The sequence below is a fragment of the Streptomyces sp. NPDC012825 genome (assembly GCF_042900925.1).
GTDB lineage: Bacteria > Actinomycetota > Actinomycetes > Streptomycetales > Streptomycetaceae > Streptomyces.
This window is the reverse complement of sequence record NZ_JBIBBZ010000001.1, coordinates 487,814-504,961: the sequence shown is the minus strand read 5'-3', so window position 1 is coordinate 504,961 and position 17,148 is coordinate 487,814. Positions and strand designations below refer to the sequence as shown.

At 74.5% G+C, this 17,148-nt stretch carries 17 protein-coding genes; 5 read left to right on the top strand and 12 right to left on the bottom strand.

Annotated elements, in window-relative coordinates:
• Positions 1–4: 4 nt before the first annotated feature.
• Positions 5–760 (top strand): SDR family NAD(P)-dependent oxidoreductase, encoded by a 756-nt coding sequence (locus ACFY7E_RS02515; protein WP_383434401.1) that lies wholly within the window; start codon positions 5–7, stop codon positions 758–760.
• 25 nt (positions 761–785) lie between these two features.
• Here ACFY7E_RS02515 and ACFY7E_RS02510 read toward each other — a convergent pair whose 3' ends face one another.
• From ACFY7E_RS02510 to glyA, 3 genes are all read right to left on the bottom strand, one after another.
• Entirely contained in the window at positions 786–1,382 is a 597-nt protein-coding gene (locus ACFY7E_RS02510) for a 2'-5' RNA ligase family protein (RefSeq protein WP_389479837.1), read from the bottom strand.
• 116 nt (positions 1,383–1,498) lie between these two features.
• Positions 1,499–2,512 (bottom strand): tryptophan--tRNA ligase, encoded by a 1,014-nt coding sequence (gene trpS / locus ACFY7E_RS02505; protein WP_389479834.1) that lies wholly within the window; start codon positions 2,510–2,512, stop codon positions 1,499–1,501.
• A gap of 229 nt (positions 2,513–2,741) precedes the next feature.
• Positions 2,742–4,040, bottom strand: coding sequence for a serine hydroxymethyltransferase (gene glyA / locus ACFY7E_RS02500; RefSeq protein WP_389479832.1), 1,299 nt, complete (start codon positions 4,038–4,040; stop codon positions 2,742–2,744).
• A gap of 270 nt (positions 4,041–4,310) precedes the next feature.
• On the opposite strand from glyA, the gene rocD reads away from it, so the two are divergent.
• Positions 4,311–5,516, top strand: coding sequence for an ornithine--oxo-acid transaminase (gene rocD, locus ACFY7E_RS02495; protein WP_389479830.1), 1,206 nt, complete (start codon positions 4,311–4,313; stop codon positions 5,514–5,516).
• A 33-nt stretch (positions 5,517–5,549) separates the two neighbouring features.
• Here the strand turns inward: rocD and ACFY7E_RS02490 are convergent, their stop codons facing one another.
• A complete protein-coding gene (locus ACFY7E_RS02490) occupies positions 5,550–6,734 on the bottom strand; it encodes a glutathionylspermidine synthase family protein (RefSeq protein ID WP_389479827.1) in 1,185 nt (394 codons plus the stop codon).
• A gap of 14 nt (positions 6,735–6,748) precedes the next feature.
• Entirely contained in the window at positions 6,749–7,036 is a 288-nt protein-coding gene (locus ACFY7E_RS02485; RefSeq protein ID WP_389479825.1) for a hypothetical protein, read from the bottom strand.
• Positions 7,037–7,244: 208 nt separating this feature from the next.
• On the opposite strand from ACFY7E_RS02485, the gene ACFY7E_RS02480 reads away from it, so the two are divergent.
• The gene (locus ACFY7E_RS02480) at positions 7,245–7,952 is read left to right on the top strand and encodes a hypothetical protein (RefSeq protein ID WP_389479823.1); all 708 of its coding nucleotides are present in this window, start codon (positions 7,245–7,247) and stop codon (positions 7,950–7,952) included.
• A 235-nt stretch (positions 7,953–8,187) separates the two neighbouring features.
• Complete coding sequence (locus tag ACFY7E_RS02475; RefSeq protein ID WP_389479821.1) at positions 8,188–8,940, top strand: 3-keto-5-aminohexanoate cleavage protein; 753 nt, start codon at positions 8,188–8,190, stop codon at positions 8,938–8,940.
• A gap of 50 nt (positions 8,941–8,990) precedes the next feature.
• Here ACFY7E_RS02475 and ACFY7E_RS02470 read toward each other — a convergent pair whose 3' ends face one another.
• Both ACFY7E_RS02470 and ACFY7E_RS02465 read right to left on the bottom strand, forming a co-directional pair.
• Positions 8,991–9,362, bottom strand: coding sequence for a ClpX C4-type zinc finger protein (locus ACFY7E_RS02470; protein ID WP_389479819.1), 372 nt, complete (start codon positions 9,360–9,362; stop codon positions 8,991–8,993).
• Positions 9,363–9,521: 159 nt separating this feature from the next.
• Positions 9,522–10,925, bottom strand: coding sequence for a PLP-dependent aminotransferase family protein (locus tag ACFY7E_RS02465; RefSeq protein WP_389479817.1), 1,404 nt, complete (start codon positions 10,923–10,925; stop codon positions 9,522–9,524).
• A gap of 47 nt (positions 10,926–10,972) precedes the next feature.
• Here ACFY7E_RS02465 and ACFY7E_RS02460 point away from each other — a divergent pair, with 47 nt between their 5' ends.
• A complete protein-coding gene (locus tag ACFY7E_RS02460; protein WP_389479815.1) occupies positions 10,973–11,476 on the top strand; it encodes a carboxymuconolactone decarboxylase family protein in 504 nt (167 codons plus the stop codon).
• Positions 11,477–11,499: 23 nt separating this feature from the next.
• On the opposite strand, the gene ACFY7E_RS02455 is transcribed toward ACFY7E_RS02460, so the two are convergent.
• The 5 genes from ACFY7E_RS02455 to ACFY7E_RS02435 form a co-directional block, all read right to left on the bottom strand.
• On the bottom strand, positions 11,500–12,465 hold the full coding sequence (locus ACFY7E_RS02455) for a hypothetical protein (protein ID WP_389479813.1): 966 nt from the start codon (positions 12,463–12,465) through the stop codon (positions 11,500–11,502).
• A gap of 1 nt (position 12,466) precedes the next feature.
• The gene (locus tag ACFY7E_RS02450) at positions 12,467–12,847 is read right to left on the bottom strand and encodes a hypothetical protein (RefSeq protein ID WP_389479811.1); all 381 of its coding nucleotides are present in this window, start codon (positions 12,845–12,847) and stop codon (positions 12,467–12,469) included.
• A complete protein-coding gene (locus ACFY7E_RS02445) occupies positions 12,840–14,543 on the bottom strand; it encodes a hypothetical protein (protein ID WP_389479809.1) in 1,704 nt (567 codons plus the stop codon). The genes ACFY7E_RS02450 and ACFY7E_RS02445 overlap by 8 nt, the downstream gene beginning before the upstream one ends.
• Positions 14,544–14,773: 230 nt before the next feature.
• Positions 14,774–15,763 (bottom strand): malate dehydrogenase, encoded by a 990-nt coding sequence (locus ACFY7E_RS02440; RefSeq protein WP_389479807.1) that lies wholly within the window; start codon positions 15,761–15,763, stop codon positions 14,774–14,776.
• Between the two features lie 180 nt (positions 15,764–15,943).
• Positions 15,944–17,050 (bottom strand): DUF2690 domain-containing protein, encoded by a 1,107-nt coding sequence (locus ACFY7E_RS02435; RefSeq protein ID WP_389479804.1) that lies wholly within the window; start codon positions 17,048–17,050, stop codon positions 15,944–15,946.
• Positions 17,051–17,148: the final 98 nt, after the last annotated feature.

The window sequence follows — 17,148 nt, the reverse complement described above, 5'->3', positions numbered from 1 at the left end:
GCTCGTGAAGGACGCCTTCGGTGCGCCCCAGTCCCTGCTCGTCCTCGGCGGCACCTCCGCGATCGGGCTCGCCACGGCCCGCCGGATGATCGCCCGGCGCACCCGTACGGTCCACCTGGCCGGCCGCCCCTCCCCCGCCCTCGACGCCGCCGCCGACTCGCTGCGGGCGCTGGGGGCCGGGGTGCGGACCGTCCCCTTCGACGCGCTCGACCCCGCGTCGCACGAGGAGCGGCTCGGCCCGGTCTTCGCGGCGGGCGACGTCGACATGGTGCTGCTCGCCTTCGGGGTCCCGGGCGACCAGGCGCGCGACGAGTCCGACCCGGTCGCCGCCGCCCGGGTCGCCGGGACCAACTACACCGGCGCCGTCTCGGCCGGCCTGGTGTGCGCGGGCGCGCTCCAGGCGCAGGGGCACGGCTCGCTCGTGGTGCTCTCCTCGGTGGCGGCCGAACGGGCCCGCCGCGCCGACTTCATCTACGGCTCCTCGAAGGCGGGGCTCGACGTCTTCGCCCAGGGGCTCGGGGACGCGCTGTACGGCACCGGGGTCCACGTGATGGTGGTGCGGCCCGGGTCCGTGCGCTCCGGGGCGGTGGCGGGGCGCCCGGAGGAGCCGTTCGCGACCACCCCGGAGGCGGTCGCGGGCGCGATCGAGCTGGGGCTGCGGCGCCGCTCGGAGACGGTGTGGGTGCCGGGGGCGCTGCGGATGGTGACGGCGGCGGTGCGGCACGTGCCGAGGCCGCTGTACCGGCGGCTGCCGGTGTGAGCCCTCCGCGGCCCGCGCCGGGCGCTCAGGCGCTCGGCGCGGCCGACGGCGTGTCGACCGGGCTGCCGCCCTGCGCCGGGACGGCGCGGGTCGGGTGGCCGCCGCCGAACTCGTAGTCGTACAGCTTGCGCCACACCTGGTCCGCGCCCTGCTCGTACAGCGCGAAGGAGCGGCAGGTCCAGGCCGCCTCGTACCCGGCGAGCTCCTCGAAGGCCCGGTCCATCCCCTCCTCGGAGATGCCGTGCGCCACGGTGACGTGCGGGTGGTACGGGAACTGGAGGGCGCGCACGAGCGGCCCGGCCTCGTCCCTGATCCGCTGCTGGAGCCGGTCGCAGGACGTCACGCCCTCCGCCAGCCTCACGTAGACCACCGGGGAGAGCGGCCGGAAGGTCCCGGTGCCCTTCAGGCGGACGGGGAAGGGCTGGTAGCCGGTGGCCACGCGCGCGAGGTGCGCCTCGATCTCCGGCAGCCGCTCCCGGGGGACCTCGGTCGGCGGGACGAGGGTGACGTGGGTGGGGATGCCGTGCGCGGCCCGGTCCCCGAAGCCGGCGCGCCGCTCCTGGAGCAGGCTGCCGTAGGGCTCCGGGACCGCGATCGAAACGCCGAGCGTTACGGTCCCCACGTCGTTCTCCTCCGTCGTCCGGTGCGTATCGGTGCCGTCGCGTGTGCGGGTGGCGTGCGGGTGGTGCAGCCGCCAGTGTGCGGCCTGCACCACCCTCGTGGCCAGGGTCCCAGGACTCAGTGCTTGGCGGGCAGGAGGCCCATCCGCTCGTACGTCTGCGCCAGGGTCTCGGCGGCGACCGCGCGGGCCTTCTCCGCGCCCTTGGCCAGGATGGAGTCCAGCGTCTCCGGGTCGTCCAGGTATTCCTGGGTGCGGGCCCGGAACGGCGTGACGAAGTCCACCATCACCTCGGCGAGGTCCGTCTTGAGCGCGCCGTACATCCTGCCCTCGTAGGACGTCACCAGGTCGGGGACGGAGGTGCCGGTGAGGGTGGACAGGATGGTGAGGAGGTTGGAGACGCCGGCCTTGTTCTCCGGGTCGAAGCGGATCACCGTGTCGGTGTCGGTGACGGCGCTCCTGACCTTCTTCGCGGTGGCCTTCGGGTCGTCCAGGAGGTTGATGAGGCCCTTCGGCGTGGAGGCCGACTTGCTCATCTTGACCGAGGGGTCCTGGAGGTCGTAGATCTTCGCCGTCTCCTTCAGGATGTACGGCGAGGGGATCGTGAAGGTGTCGCCGAAGCGCCCGTTGAACCGCTCCGCGAGGTCGCGGGTCAGCTCGATGTGCTGGCGCTGGTCCTCGCCGACCGGGACCTCGTTCGCCTGGTAGAGCAGGATGTCGGCGACCTGGAGGATCGGGTACGTGAAGAGGCCGACGGTGGCGCGGTCGGCGCCCTGCTTGGCGGACTTGTCCTTGAACTGGGTCATGCGGGAGGCCTCGCCGAAGCCGGTGAGGCAGTTCATGACCCAGCCGAGCTGGGCGTGCTCCGGGACGTGGCTCTGGACGAAGAGGGTGCAGCGCTCCGGGTCGAGACCGGCGGCGAGCAGCTGGGCGGCGGCGAGCCGGGTGTTGGTGCGCAGCTCGGCCGGGTCCTGCGGGATCGTGATCGCGTGCAGGTCCACGACCATGTAGAAGGCGTCGTGGGTCTCCTGGAGGGCGACCCACTGGCGGACGGCGCCGAGGTAGTTGCCGAGGTGGAACGAGCCGGCGGTGGGCTGGATTCCGGAGAGCACACGGGGACTGTCGAAGGCCATGCACATCATTCTCTCAGGTGCGGGACCGGTCCCCGCCCGACCGATGCGTCCGGCCCGGCCCGGCCGGTGCGACGGGTGCCGCCCGGCCGGTGCGGGGGGCCCGACCGGCCGGAGTCACGGGGGTACGCGCGCGGGGGCGCGGTTCCGGTCGCGGCGGCCGTGTCCCGTGGCGGATGAGACCAGGAACACAGTGCGCGCGCCGGTCCGCGCCCCTGCGGGGATCACCGGGTCAGACGGGCAGGCCCGGGGCCGGGAAGGCGGCCATGAGGCCGGCGACCTCGGCGCGGATCGCGGCGAGGGCCTCCTCGTCGCCCCGGCCGGCGGCCGTGACGCCCCGGTCGATCCACTCCGCGACCAGCGGCATGTGCGCGGTGCCGAGGCCGCGGGAGGTGAGGGCGGGGGTGCCGATGCGGATGCCGGAGGGGTCGAAGGGCTTCCGGGGGTCGTAGGGGACGGTGTTGTAGTTGACGACGACGCCGGCCCGGTCGAGGGCCTTGGCGGCGGTCTTGCCCGGCACCTGCTTGGGGGTGAGGTCCATCAGGATCAGGTGGTTGTCGGTGCCGCCGGAGACCAGGTCGAAGCCGCGGGCGAGGAGCGCCTCGGCGAGGGCCTTCGCGTTGGCGACGACGGCGTGGGCGTAGGCGCGGAAGGAGGGCAGGGCGGCCTCGCGCAGGGCGACGGCGATGGCGGCGGTGGTCTGGTTGTGCGGGCCGCCCTGGAGGCCGGGGAAGACGGCCCGGTCGAGGGCCCTGGCGTGCTCCTCGCGGGACAGCAGCATGGCGCCGCGCGGGCCGCGCAGGGTCTTGTGGGTGGTCGTGGAGATCACGTCCACGTGCCCGGCCGGGGACGGGTGGGCGCCGCCCGCGATCAGGCCCGCGATGTGGGCGACGTCGGCGACGAGGACGGCGCCGGCCTCGCGGGCGATCTCGCCGAAGGCGGCGAAGTCGATGGTGCGGGGCAGGGCGGTGCCGCCGCAGAAGATGACCTTCGGGCGCTCCTTCAGGGCCAGGTCGCGGACCTCGTCGAGGTCGACGAGCCCGGTGTCCCGGCGTACGCCGTACTGGACGCCCCGGAACCACGAACCGGTGGCGGAGACGCCCCAGCCGTGGGTGAGGTGGCCGCCCATGGGCAGGGCCATGCCCATGACGGTGTCGCCGGGCTCGGCGAAGGCGAGGTACACGGCGAGGTTGGCCGGGGAGCCGGAGTAGGGCTGGACGTTGGCGTGGTCGACGCCGAAGAGGGCCTTGGCGCGCTCGACGGCGAGGGTCTCGACCTTGTCGATGTTCTGCTGGCCCTCGTAGTAGCGGCGGCCGGGGTAGCCCTCGCTGTACTTGTTCTGGAGGACGGTGCCGGAGGCTTCGAGGACGGCGGCGGAGACGTAGTTCTCGCTGGGGATGAGGCGCAGGGTGTCGGCCTGGAGCCGCTCCTCGGCGCCGACGAGGGCGGCGAGTTCGGGGTCGGCGGCGGAGAGGGCGGGGTGGGCGCCGGTGACGGCGGCTTCGGTGACGGTGGCTTCGGTGGTGGTCACGGTGGTGTCCTCCGGGCGTGGGCGGGGTCCCGGGGCACTGCGTGAGGCGCGGCGCCACGCGGGACTTCGGTCCCGGGACGCCCAGGCGGGCGGCGCCTCGTGTGGTCTGCCGCGCACGACTCCCCCGGGGTCGCTTCCCCGTACGCCAGTCGCCGTGCGTGCCGTCAGGGTAGCGGTCCGGCCGTGTCGGAGGTTTCCCCGTCCGGCATGCGAGCGACGATAGGGAAAGGGGGCACATCCACCCCGGGCCGCAGGACGAACGGAGATCCCGTGTCGAGGACAGAAGACGCGATCGCTTCCGCGGAGGCGCACAGCGCCCACAACTACCACCCCCTTCCGGTCGTCGTCGCCTCGGCGGACGGCGCCTGGATGACCGACGTCGAGGGGCGTCGGTACCTCGATCTGCTCGCCGGGTACTCGGCGCTCAACTTCGGGCACGGCAACCGGCGTCTGATCGACGCGGCGAAGGCCCAGCTGGAGCGGGTGACGCTGACCTCGCGGGCCTTCCACCACGACCGGTTCGCCGACTTCTGCGCGCGGCTCGCGGAGCTGTGCGGCAAGGAGGCGGTGCTGCCGATGAACACGGGGGCGGAGGCGGTGGAGACGGCCGTGAAGACGGCCCGGAAGTGGGGGTACGAGGTGAAGGGCGTGCCGGACGGACACGCGAAGATCGTGGTGGCGGCGAACAACTTCCACGGCCGGACGACGACGGTCGTGAGCTTCTCCACGGACCACGAGGCGCGGGACCACTTCGGGCCGTACACGCCGGGGTTCGAGATCGTGCCGTACGGGGACCTGACGGCCCTGGAGGCGGCGGTCACGGAGAACACGGTGGCGGTGCTCCTGGAGCCGATCCAGGGCGAGGCGGGGGTCCTGGTGCCGCCGGCCGGCTACCTGCCGGGGGTGCGGGAGCTGACCCGCCGGCGGAACGTGCTGTTCGTGGCGGACGAGATCCAGTCGGGTCTGGGCCGTACGGGGAGGACGTTCGCGTGCGACCACGAGGGCGTGGTGCCGGACGTGTACCTGCTCGGGAAGGCGCTGGGCGGCGGGGTGGTGCCGGTGTCGGCGGTGGTGGCCGACCGGGACGTGCTCGGGGTCTTCCGGCCGGGCGAGCACGGGTCGACCTTCGGCGGGAACCCGCTGGCCTGCGCGGTGGCCCTGGAGGTGATCGCGATGCTGCGGACGGGCGAGTACCAGGAGCGGGCGGCGGAGCTGGGCGACCACCTCCACGCCGAGCTGGGGCTGCTCGTGGGCGGCGGCGCGGTGGAGGCGGTGCGGGGGCGCGGGCTGTGGGCGGGCGTGGACGTCGCCCCGTCGAAGGGCACGGGCCGGGAGATCTCGGAGCGGCTGCTCGACCGGGGGGTCCTGGTGAAGGACACCCACGGCTCGACGATCAGGATCGCCCCGCCGCTGGTGATCGCGAAGGAGGACCTGGACTGGGGTCTGGAGCAGCTGAGGGGGGTGCTGGCGGGCTGAGGGGACCCGCCCGGTCCCGGGGCGGGGCGGCGGTCAGAGGATCACGTGCGGCAGGAAGCGGGCGTACTCGTCGGTGACGGGGCCCGCCGACTCCCGGATGCCGAGGCCCGCCGCCTCGTCCTCGACGACCCACGCGCCGAGGACCACCCGGTTGCCGTCGAAGTCGGGCAGCGGGGCGAGGCCCTGGTAGCAGCGGGGTTCCCCGTCCCGTACGAGGGGTTCCGTGCCGGCCTCGTGCAGGGTGACGCCCTCGCCCTCGCGGCCGAGCAGCGGTTTGGCGACCCAGCCGGTGGTGGTGGCGAGTTCGCGCGGTCCGTCGAGGTAGGCGGGCAGCAGGTTGGGGTGGCCCGGGTACAGCTCCCACAGGATCGCGAGCAGCGCCTTGTTGGAGAGCAGCATCTTCCAGGCGGGCTCGATCCAGCAGGTGGTGCCGGTGCCGCCGCCGTTGTCGAGGGTGTCCAGGACGTGCGGGCCGAAGCGGTCGGTGGTCAGCCACTCCCACGGGTAGAGCTTGAAGCAGCTGCGGAGGAAACGGAGCCGGTCGTCGACGAAGCGGCCCGAGAGCCGGTCCCAGCCGATCTGCTCGACGGAGAGCGCCTCGGTCTCCAGACCGGCCTGCTGGGCGGTCTCGCGCAGGTACGCGACCGTCATCAGGTCCTCGCCGAGTTCGTCGCCGTCCGAGTGCGCGAAGTGGACGGGGCCGGGCGGCAGCAGGTGGGCCTGCCGCTTCCAGGCGTCGACGAGCCGCTCGTGGAGGGAGTTCCACTGGTCGGCGCCGGGGAACCGCTCCTCCATCCAGAACCACTGCGGGCTCGCGGCCTCCACGAGGGAGGTGGGGGTGTCGGCGTTGTACTCCAGCATCCTGGCCGGCCCGGTGCCGTCGTACCGCAGGTCGAACCGCCCGTAGATCGAGGGGAGTTCGTCGCGCCGCCGCCAGGACTCGGCGATCAGGCCGGCCAGTCGGGGATCGGTGATCCCCAGCTCCGCGAAACGTTCCTTCTCCACGATGTGCGCGGCGGCGGCGAGGGACATCGCGTGCAGTTCCTCGACGACCTCCTCCAGCGCCTCGACCTCGGGCAGGGAGAAGGAGTAGTACGCGCTCTCGTCCCAGTACGGGCGCAGGGAGCCGTCCGGGTGGCGGGTGAGCGGATAGACGAGCCCCTGCTCCTCGACGGTCCGCTGCCAGTCCGGGCGGGGTTCGACGGTGTGGCGTTGCATGCTTCCGGCCCGCCTCAGCCGCCGCCGGTGCCGGAGCAGCCGAAGCCGCCGCTGTCGACGGCGGTCTTGTCGAAGCTGCCGCCGCTCACCTTCCTGTCGCTGACGGACCCGCCGTAGTAGTACGTGCCGCGGGGGGTGCCGCTGCTGTTCCCGCTCCCGCTCTCGCACTCGTAACGGGGCAGTTGTTCCCGGGTCAGCCGGTCCACGCACCGCTTGTCCGGTTCGGAACCGCACGCCGTGATCGTCGCCGCGAGCACGCCCATGCCGCCGAGCACCACCGTGCTCGACCTCAGCCTCCGCATGTCTGTCACCCTCCCCCTTCGCGGACGCGATCCCCTCGGCCGCGCGCCTCACGGTCACACATGCCGCGACCGCCAGTCCAGTCCGGTCCTGTCCGGCCGCGAGCCGTGGAGCCGTTTCGTGCTCCTCGGGATGATTTGTGCGTTTGCTTCAGCCATCCGTCACGGCACGGCGTCCGCCTTGCGGGCGGCCACGTGCGAGGATCCGACCGTGCCGGAGGAGACGGAAACGGTGGACTGGGCCGCGATACCGGGCCCTCCCGGGTGGTACGAACCGGATCGCGTCGCCCGCGGCCTGCGGGTCCTCTCCGGGGCGGCGGACCCGGTACGGGCGGCGGAGGCCGGGTCACTGCTCGGCTGCGGCGGAATCGTCCACGACCACAGCGGCTCGGTGTTCCCGGCGGCCGTGACCGCGGCCCCGCCGCTCCTGGACATCGCCCGGCGGGGCCGTCCGGCGGCGAGGGACACCGCGCTCGTGCTCCTCGACGAGGCCCTGTCGTTCCACCCGCACGCCGGATACACGCGGGTGACCGCCCCCGGTGGCACCGGGGTCCCGCTCTGCTGCGCCCTCGCCCACCACCTGCGCGCCCACGCCGACTTCCTCACCGGCCCGGACAGGAGGGGCAGGTCGCTGCTGGCCGACGCGGCCGCGCACTGGCGCTTCGAGGTGCACGAGTGCGTCGCCGACGGCGACGGCACGGCGGCCTTCGGCGTCCTGGCGGGCCGTTTCCCGGAAGGCGTGCACGCGGCGGAGATGCACCACGGCGGGGACGTCACCGCGCTGGACGGCCTCACCCTCGCGTACCCGCCCGAGGACGACTCCCCCGAGGCGTGCCTGCGGGTGCGCGCCCGCCACCCGGACGAACTGCCGCCGGGCGCGGTCCTGTTCCCGGCGGAGTGCGGGGAGCGCCCGCGCTGACGGACTCCGGCGCGCCGGACGTGTACGGACCCGCGGTCCTATGGGGACGCGGGGCACGGGGGCACGAACCACGGACCTGCGGACCCACAGGCTCGATCCCCCTCGTACGACGACACCTGGCCGAACGCGCTTACGCCGTAGTCCCGTACGGCATCCGCGCCCACCTCTCCGGACGGCACGCCCTGCCGCGCGCGGCCCGGGAAGGGCGGCGACGGTGTCTGGCAGAGTGCGGTCCATGTTGCAGGTGTGCCTGAACGGAATGCGGAGCCGGGACGAGGGCCGTCACATCCCGGTGACCCCGGCCGAGTTGGCGGCCGAGGCCGTACGGGCGGTGGAGGCCGGAGCGGAGGACCTCCACCTCCACCCCAGAGGGGCCGACGGCCTCGACTCGCTGGAGCCCGGGGCGATCGCCGGAGCGGTGGACGCGGTGCGCGCCGCCGTGCCGGGCGGGGTGCGGGTCGGGGTCACCACCGGGGCCTGGGCGGTGCCGGACCCGGGAAAGCGGGTCGAGCTGATCCGGTCCTGGACGGTCCTGCCCGACCACGCCTCGGTGAACTGGCACGAGGAGGGGGCCGAGCCGGTGGCCGACGCGCTGCTGGAGCGCGGCATCGGCGTCGAGGCCGGCGTCTGGTCGGGCACCGGGGGCGCCCGCCGGTTCCGCGCCTGGCCGTCGGCCCACCGGGTGCTGCGCGTGCTGGCCGAGGTGACCGACACCGACCCGGCCACGGCGGCGGCAACGGCCACGACCCTGCTGCGGGAACTGGGGGACGACCTCACGGCCCCTCTGCTGCTGCACGGCGAGGACGACGGCGCCTGGCCCGTCCTGCGCGTGGCGGCCGGCCTGGGCCTGGACACCAGGATCGGCCTGGAGGACGTACTGACCCTGCCCGACGGCTCACCGGCGAAGGACAACGCGCACCTCGTGCGGGCGGCTTGGGGGATCCTCGACGGGCGGCGCGGCGACGGTTCCGGCCGTACGCGGGAGTGACGGGACCCGGCGGGGACGGCGCGCCGGGGAGGCGCGCCCGCCACCCCCGGTCACTCCTCCCCGGAGAACCGTTCCCAGGCCGACTGGCGGGTGATGCCCAAGGCCTGGCCGACCCTGGCCCAGGTCGCACCACGACGCCGGAGTTCCGTGACCCACATGCGCAGGTCGGCCTCGACCTGGTCGGCGAGCGCCGCGACCCGGGGCAGCCGCTCCAGCATCTCGGCATCGGTCAGCTCGCCCCACATCGGCATCCGCAGCTCGGTCGGGCCCGGGCGGTACTCGGCGACGATCGAGGCGGCCAGGTCCACGCACTCGGTGCAGATGTTCACTCCGGGACCGGTGACCAGCTTGGTCACCTCCGCCTCGGGCCTGGCGCAGAACGAGCACGCCCGGCCGTCGCGGTCCGTCGTTTCGGCGAGCATCGCGAACCCTCCTCCACCGGCGGCCGTCCGTCAGGCCACCCCTGACAAGCAGGGTAAAGGCGTCAGGGAGGGCCTGACAAGGAGGGGCCGTGCCAGGAGTGCGGACGGAGGAGACCCCCACGGAGGCGGACCGAGGAACCCCTCCGGGCGCCGGTCCCCTCACGGCAGCACCCGGCACAGTGTCTCCAGCGCCCCCGGCCACGCGCTGTCCGACGGGGTGGCGTAGCCGACGACGAGGCCGTCCGGGGCCGGGGGGGCCGTGGGGCGGCGGTAGTGGGAGACGCCCTGGACGGCGAGGCCGTGGTGGGCGGCCGTTCGCAGGGTGGGGCGTTCGGTGCCCGGGGGGAGGGTGAGGACGGCGTGCAGGCCGGCCGCGATGCCGCCGACCCGGGTCCCCGGCGCGTGCGCCGCCACCGCCGCCATGAGCTGGTCGCGGCGGCGCCGGTAGCGCAGCCGCATCGCCCGGACGTGCCGGTCGTACGCCCCCGAGCGCAGGAACTCCGCGAACGCCAGCTGGTCCGGCGCGCTCGACGCCCGCTCCACGGCCCCCTTCAGCGCCGTCACCTCGTCCACCATGTCCTCCGGCAGGACCATCCACGCGAGGCGCAGGCCGGGCGCGAGGGACTTGCTCGCGGTGCCGAGGTACACGACCCGCTCCGGGTCGAGGCCCTGGAGGGCCCCCACCGGCTGCCTGTCGTAGCGGAACTCGCCGTCGTAGTCGTCCTCCAGGACGAGGCCGCCCGACGCCCGCGCCCAGTCGACGACGGCCGCCCGCCGGTCCGGGGGCAGGGCCCCGCCGAGCGGGAACTGGTGGGCCGCCGTCATCAGGACCGCTCCGCAGTCGGGGAGGGACGACAACCGCCCTACGTCCGTGCCCCGTTCGTCCAGGGGGAGGAGGGGGGTGCCCAGGCCCGCCCGGGTCAGGACGTCCGCGTGGATCTCCAGGCCGTACGCCTCCACGGCCGCGTCCCGCACCCCCCGGCCCCGCAGCGTCTGTCCGAGCAGCGTCAGGCCGTGCGCGAACCCCGCGCAGACCACGATCCGTTCGGGCCGGGCGTGCACGCCCCGCGCGCGGGCCAGGTACTCGGCGAGCGCGGTGCGCAGTTCGGGCCGGCCGCGCGGGTCCCCGTACCCGAAGGCCTCGTCGGGGGCGGTGGTGAGCGCCCGCCGGTACGCCTTGAGCCAGTCGGCGCGGGGGAAGGAGGCGAGGTCGGGGGCGCCCGCCTTGAGGTTGTGGACGGGGGTGGCCGTGACCGGAGGGGTGGCGAGGGGCCGGTGGCGCGGGCGGTCCCGGGGTTCCGTGCGGTCGGCCACCCGCGTGCCCGAGCCCTGCCGGGCGGTCAGCCAGCCCTCGGCGACCAGCTCGGCGTACGCGTCGGCGACCGTGTTGCGGGCCGTGCCGAGGTCGGCGGCGAGCGAGCGGGAGGACGGCAGCCGGGTCCCCGCCGCCAGGCGCCCGCTGCGCACCGCCTCCCGCAGGGCGTCCATGAGCCCCGCGCGCAGGCGCGCCCCCCGGAGTTCCAGGTGGAGGTCGGCCCCGAAAGTGGCCCAGTCGTTCCCCATGGAAATGGACCATACCCCTGCGCCAACCGGCTCCTACGGTGGGCTTCATGACCAGTACGCACACCGCCGTCACCACCGGACGCGCCCACGAGCACGCGCCCCGGATGCCCTTCGCCGAACGGGCCCACGAGTTCTACCTGGCGATGATCCGCCTGGAGGCGGCCGCCGCCAAGGGCGTCGACCCCACTCTCTACCACCTGATCAAGATCCGGGCCTCCCAGATCAACCACTGCGCGTTCTGCGTGGACATGCACAGCAAGGACGCCCTCGCGGAGGGCGAGAGCGTCGAGCGGATCGTCCAGCTCTCCGCCTGGGAGGAGTCCCGGCACTTCTACACCGAGCGGGAGCTCGCGGCGCTCGCCCTGACCGAGGCCGTCACCGTCCTCACCGACGGCTTCGTGCCCGACGAGGTGTACGCGCTCGCCGCCGCGCACTTCGACGAGACCGAGCTGGCCCGGGTGATCGCCGGGATCGTCGCCATCAACGCCTGGAACCGGATCGGCGTCACCACCCGGATGACGCCCGGCCACTACGCCCCGCCCGCCCCGTAGGCGCCCCGTAGGCGCCCCCGGGCTCAGTACGGGCCCGGCTCGAAGAACTCCAGCGCCACCCGGAGCACTTCGCGCTGCTTCGGCCAGTCCTCCTCCGGGCCCGCGGCCAGGATCGCGTAGTGGTTGCCGTCCGGCGCCGTGAAGGCCCGGTCGACCACCTTGCGGCGGCCCCCGTCGCGGTCGTACGCGTACACCAGCTCGACGGTGTCCGCCGGGGCGTCCGGTTCGCCGGTGACCCGTTCGAGGCTGATCTCCTCGTAGCCGGGCTTGTTCGCCGCGCCGTCCCGCGAGGTCCCGCGCAGGGCCTCGTAGGGCGTCAGGCCGGCCTCGGTGACCACGAAGACCTGGAGGAGGCTCCGGCCGTCCGGCGCGTTGTAGAAGACGCCCTGGTCGGACTCGGTGCGGTTCCAGTCCTCGGGGATCGCGATCGTGAAGCTCTTGCGGTCCTCCACCGTCCGGTAGCCGGGCGGGGGCACGCCGTCCGTGGGGGTGGGGGAGGCCGTGCCGGAGGACTGATCCGTCGGCTCCTCCGGGGCCGGGTCCGAGGTCGGGTCCGAGACCGGGTCCGACGCCGAGGCCGGCGGGCCCGCCGCCGGGGCCCTCCCGTCGTCCCCGCCCCAGAGCAGCCAGCCGCCGACGGAGCCCGCCGCCAGGACCGCCGCGACCACCCCGGCCACGACCGCCGTCCGCGCGGAGGACCGGGGCGGCGGGGGCGGGGGCGGCGCGTACTCCCAGCCGCCCGTCTCCGGTACGTATCGGGGGCCGTGGCGCGTCTCGTGGGTGAGGGTGTGCTCCGGGCCGTATGCCGGGTCCGGGCCCGGTCCCGGGCCCGGTCCGTACTCCGGCGCGGTCGGCGGCGGAGGCGGCGGGAGGAGCGGGCCGCCCCCGCCGACGGGTCCGGGCGCGGGCGCCGGGGCGCCCGTCTCCCAGCTCTGCGTCTCGTCGTTCCAGCGGGCCCCGCCGCCCCCGCCTCCCCCGTACCCGCTCATCTCATCCTCCGAGGAGCGCGCCGACGGCCTGGCCCACGGCCACGCCCGAGGCGAGGATGCCGGTCACGGCTCCGGCGTCCGCGAGGGCGCGGCGGAGGCGGGTGAGGCGGACGGTGCCCGCGCCTCCCGTGCCCTCGATCTCGCCCTCGGCGTCGGAGAGTTCGGCGTCCAGGGCGGCCGTCTGCTCGGAGGCGACGACACCGCCCAGGTCGGCGCGGAGGCGCCGGATCGCCAGGAGCAGCTCCTCCTGGAGGGGGTCGCGGGCCGGCTGGTTCCCGGTCACGGTGCTGGTGACGGTGTTGTGGTCGCCGATGGTGACGTTGCCGCCGGTGTTGGAGACCTGGATGCCGTCGCGGCGCGGGGTGTTGTCGGTGTCAGCCACGGTTGCCTCCGGGCGTCGAGGTGGTGAAGGTCTTGTTGGTGACGGTGTTGTGGTGGCCGAGGGTCACGTTGCCCTTGGTGTTCTCGATGAACGTGCCGCCCTCGGCCACGTGGACGATCTTCTGCTCGAACTCGGCGGTCTCGTAGCCGGCTTCGCGGAGCGCGACCGTCACGCCGTTCGCGACCCGGTCCTGGACGCTCTTCAGGTAGCGGCTGACGTCCATCTCCTGGAACAGGGAGGCCTCGTCGTCGGAGCCGAGCTCGCGGACCGAGACCTCCGGCCCCTCGGGCAGCGCGCGGGCGTGGCCCGCGGTGAGCAGCCGCCAGGCGTGGCGGAGCGAGCGCCAGAGGGTGACGAGGGCCTGCCCGGCGGAGCGCGGGGTCTGGCCGAGGGCCCAGACGGCCTTGCCGAAGTGGTGGTTGTGCCGGTAGCGGTGGGCGATCCGGTCGGCGTGCCGGTAGAGGGGCTTCACCGGACGCAGGACGTGCGGGGCGACCTCCAGCATCAGCATGCCGCCCTGCGTGTGGACGCGGACGAAGACGGTGGTGACGATCTCCTCGCCCCAGCCGCCGACCCGGACGCGCAGGAAGTGGCGGCGGGTCTCGCCGCCCTCCTCGATGGAGCCCGAGCGGTGCGCCTCGAAGCCCTCGGGGGTGTACGGGGCGGCGGTGCGGTCCGGGAGCCCGTCGACGGGCAGGAAGACGACCTCGTCGATCTCGAGCTCGCGCAGCCGGTCCCGTACGGCCGCCCGGATCTGCGGCGAACCGTGCGGGGAGGGCACGCGCAGCGCCTCCACGAGCGGGACGACGTGCCGCATGATGGCGCTGTTGTCGAGCGGTTCGGGCGCCTTGCCGTCGAGGTCCTTGCGGGGCCGCAGCTCGATGGAGAGCGACCAGGGCTCGTACGGTTCGCCGGCGCCGCAGAACGGGTCGTCCGCCCCGTACATGATGAGCCGCGCGTGCTGTTCGATCCGGATGCGGTCGCGCAGCCTGCGGGAGCGGGCGCCCTCGGCCTGCTCGGCCGGGTCGGCGCGCTGGTCGGGGAAGCGCTCCCGGGAGAGCTCCTGGGTGAGCGCGCGGGCGAACTGGCCGCGCTGGACGGCCACCGCCCAGGCCACGAGCAGCGGCACCGCGATCGCGATCCACGCCTCCAGCCGGCCGACGCCCCACACCTCCTCGGCGGCGAGCAGCGCCAGGGCGCCGAGGAACCCGCCCGCCTCGGAGAGGTCGCCGAGGAGCTCCCAACGGTCCTGCTCGTCGCCGAGGGCGAGCAGCAGGAGGAACACCGCGCCCTGGAAGAGCATGAACCGTCCGTACCAGCGCAGCACGAAGGCGGGGACGAGGCGGTACACCGGGGTGGCGGCGGTGGCGGCCCGGCCGCGGATCCAGCGGGCGGTCCCGAGCACCAGGAAGGGCACGACGAGGAGGACGACCAGGCCCTTGGTGAGCGGGAACGCGACGATCCAGAGCGCCAGGATCGCGGCGGCCCAGCCGAGTTCGACGCGGCGGGCGCGCAGCGCGTGGGCGAGGACGCGGCTCGCGTCGTAGCCGAGGGAGGGGGCGGCGAAGCGCTCCTCGTGGACGTAGAGCTGGTCGATGACCTCGTCGCGGAAGCCGTCGTCGAGGTACGTGCCGGCGCAGAGCAGCCGGGTCGCCTCGCTGGCGGACGGGTGGGTGCCCGGTGAGGCCCCGGGCACCGGGGGCCCGGACGGTGGCGTACTGGGTGGCTGTCCGGGCTGCTGGGGTACGAACGACTGCGCCAAGGCTCCCCCGTGGTGTGGAACTGTCCTGTGCTCCCGTGGAGTTGACCGGGAGCCGGTGGCACAGCATAGGGGAGGCGGCAGTTGCCCGCCGGGAAAAACGGCGCCCCCGGTCCGTACGGTCGGTCGTACGGGCCGGGGGCGCCGGAAGTGCGGGAGGGGCGGGCTCAGATGAGGCCGAGCTCGCGGACCGCGTCGCGCTCCTCGGCGAGCTCCTGCACGGAGGCGTCGATGCGGGCGCGGGAGAAGTCGTTGATCTCCAGGCCCTGGACGATCTCGTACGTGCCGTCCTTGGTGGTGACGGGGAAGGAGGAGATGAGGCCCTCGGGGACGCCGTAGGAGCCGTCCGACGGGACGCCCATGGAGGTCCAGTCGCCCTCGGCGGTGCCGTTGACCCAGGTGTGGACGTGGTCGATGGCGGCGTTCGCGGCGGAGGCGGCGGAGGACGCGCCACGGGCCTCGATGATCGCGGCGCCGCGCTTGGCGACGGTCGGGATGAAGGTGTCGGCCAGCCACGCCTCGTCGTCGACGACCTCGGCGGCGTTCTTGCCGGCGATCTCCGCGTGGAAGACGTCCGGGTACTGGGTCGCGGAGTGGTTGCCCCAGATGGTGAGGCGCTTGATGTCCTCCACCGAGGCGCCGGTCTTGGCGGCGAGCTGCGACAGCGCGCGGTTGTGGTCCAGGCGGGTCATCGCGGTGAAGCGCTCGGCCGGGACGTCCGGGGCGGCGGCCTGGGCGATCAGGGCGTTGGTGTTGGCCGGGTTGCCGACGACGAGGACCTTGATGTCGTCCGCGGCGTGGTCGTTGATGGCCTTGCCCTGCGGCTTGAAGATGCCGCCGTTGGCCGCGAGCAGGTCGCCGCGCTCCATGCCCTTGGTGCGGGGGCGGGCGCCGACGAGCAGCGCGACGTTGGCGCCCTCGAAGCCCTGGGTCGGGTCGTCGAAGATGTCGATGCCCTTGAGCAGCGGGAACGCGCAGTCGTCGAGCTCCATGGCGGTGCCCTCGGCGGCCTTGACGCCCTGCGGGATCTCGAGGAGGCGCAGCTTGACCGGCACGTCCGCGCCGAGCAGGTGGCCGGAGGCGATGCGGAAGAGCAGCGCGTAGCCGATCTGGCCGGCCGCGCCGGTCACGGTGACATTCACGGGAGTGCGGGTCATGGCGATCTCCGTAAGACAGCTGGCGGTGGGGGTCCCTGCCCCTGGTGCGGGATACCCCTCTTGATCGATCGGTGTCTCGACGTGAAGAGATATCCAGCGGTCAGGCTATCCGACCCGGACCCTCCTGAATCCCCACCCCCTTGTGGTGCGGCTCACTGCCACCCGTCCGCGCGGGCCGTCCTACCGGCCCGCCGTGCAGCCCCCGGTGCCGTCCGCGAGGGTGCCGCAGGCGCGTGCGGACGCGCCCGGGGCGACGGCGAGCATCGGGGTGTACGCGTCGGTCTCCGCCGCCGTCGTGTCGGCGTCCCCGGGGACGGTGGCGCGCTCGGTCGCGCCCGCGACCTCGACGGAGACGGTGGCGCCGGGGGCGGCGCCGGTGATCCGGGCCCAGGAGGCCGCGCAGGCGGCGCTGTGGCGGACCTCGACGCCGGCGGTGCCGACGCGGACGCGGGCGAGGGTGACGGCGAGGGGCCCGCCGCACCCCATGGCCTCGGGGTCCCGCCCGGCGCAGTCGGCGCCGGAGCACTTCACCCCCGCGGGGAGTTCGGTACGGGGCGTGGGGCTCGGGGCGGGGGTGGTGGGCGGCGCGGTCGCGCGCCCGTCCGCACCGCCGTCCGCCCCGTCGCCGCCGCCCAGGTCGACGAGGAGCAGGGCGGCGGTGACGACGAGCAGGGCGCCGAGGATCCCGGCGACGTAGAGGAGCACGGTGGTTCGGCGGGGCCGGGGGGTGGGAGCGGGTGCGGGGACGGGGATGGGGATGGGGATGGGGGCCGGTGGGGCCGTCGGGTCGAGGCGCCGGATCCGCATGGTGTGGTCGTCGCCGGGATGTTCGGGTCCGCCGGGGCGTTCGGGTCCGCCAAGACCGTCGGGACCGCCGGGGGCTTCGAAACCGCCGGAGCCCTGCGCCTCGGTCGCCGGGCCCCGGGGAGCGCCCCTGTCCGGGACCTCGGGAGCACCGCCGTACAGGCCCCTCCCGCGCGGGAACACGGTCTCCGGTCCCCCCGCGCGCGTGCCCTCCTCCGGTGCGAAGCGGCTCCGTGCTCGTTCCCAGCGGGCCGTGAGGTCGGCCGGGTCCGCGCCGGTCGTCTCCGCGAGGGCGATCACCGCGCTTCGCGGGGCGGGCCGACGGGCGTTCAGGTACGCGTCCCACGCGGACCGTTCGTGTCCGGTGCGCTCGGCGACGGCCGTCACGCCCAGGCCGCTGCGGTCGATCAGCCGCCGGATCCGCTCCGTGAACGCGCGCACCTCCGGGTCGAGTTCCTCCGGAAGCGCCTTCCAGCCGGGCATGTGCGGCCCCCTCGTCCCCTGCGTTCGTCCCTGCCTCGTCCGCCACGTCGAAGGATGGCAGTTCCGGGGGCGACGCGCGCCCAGCTCGCGGGACGACG

Excerpts from the sequence above, each read along its gene's own strand:
- trpS (WP_389479834.1), bottom strand. The coding sequence starts at position 2,512 with ATGGCCTTCGACAGTCCCCGTGTGCTCTCCGGAATCCAGCCCACCGCC.
- ACFY7E_RS02490 (WP_389479827.1), bottom strand. The coding sequence starts at position 6,734 with ATGCAACGCCACACCGTCGAACCCCGCCCGGACTGGCAGCGGACCGTC.
- ACFY7E_RS02485 (WP_389479825.1), bottom strand. The coding sequence starts at position 7,036 with ATGCGGAGGCTGAGGTCGAGCACGGTGGTGCTCGGCGGCATGGGCGTG.
- ACFY7E_RS02475 (WP_389479821.1), top strand. The coding sequence starts at position 8,188 with ATGTTGCAGGTGTGCCTGAACGGAATGCGGAGCCGGGACGAGGGCCGT.
- ACFY7E_RS02470 (WP_389479819.1), bottom strand. The coding sequence starts at position 9,362 with ATGCTCGCCGAAACGACGGACCGCGACGGCCGGGCGTGCTCGTTCTGC.
- ACFY7E_RS02465 (WP_389479817.1), bottom strand. The coding sequence starts at position 10,925 with ATGGGGAACGACTGGGCCACTTTCGGGGCCGACCTCCACCTGGAACTC.
- ACFY7E_RS02460 (WP_389479815.1), top strand. The coding sequence starts at position 10,973 with ATGACCAGTACGCACACCGCCGTCACCACCGGACGCGCCCACGAGCAC.
- ACFY7E_RS02455 (WP_389479813.1), bottom strand. The coding sequence starts at position 12,465 with ATGAGCGGGTACGGGGGAGGCGGGGGCGGCGGGGCCCGCTGGAACGAC.
- ACFY7E_RS02440 (WP_389479807.1), bottom strand. The coding sequence starts at position 15,763 with ATGACCCGCACTCCCGTGAATGTCACCGTGACCGGCGCGGCCGGCCAG.
- ACFY7E_RS02435 (WP_389479804.1), bottom strand. The coding sequence starts at position 17,050 with ATGCCCGGCTGGAAGGCGCTTCCGGAGGAACTCGACCCGGAGGTGCGC.